General features: G+C 59.6%; 1 protein-coding gene. It reads right to left on the bottom strand.

What is annotated here, in order from left to right:
- Positions 1–322, bottom strand: a 322-nt coding sequence (locus ACW9HW_RS30170; protein WP_457402985.1) for a cbb3-type cytochrome c oxidase subunit I, incomplete at both ends; no start/stop codon positions are given.

The following is a 322-nucleotide window of genomic DNA, read 5'->3' as shown; positions in this document are numbered from 1 at the left end:
CGGTGTAGTGCAGGTGGTGGGGACCTGCCCAGATGTACAGGGTGATCAGCGCCCAGAAGTGCACGATGGACAAACGGTACGAGTACACGGGGCGACCGACCTGTTTCGGCACGAAGTAATACATCATCCCGAGGAAACCGGTGGTCAGGAAAAAGCCCACGGCGTTGTGGCCGTGCCACCACTGCACCATGGCATCGGTGGCCCCGGAATACACCGGGTAGGACTTGAACCAGCTCACCGGGATCGACAGGTGGTTGACCACGTGCAACATGGCGATGACGACGATGAACGCGCCGAAGAACCAGTTGCCGACGTAGATGTG

Source organism: Pseudomonas sp. SDO5532_S415 (assembly GCF_054071155.1).
Note: the sequence above shows the minus strand (reverse complement) of the source record. Positions and strands in the feature narration are given on the sequence as shown.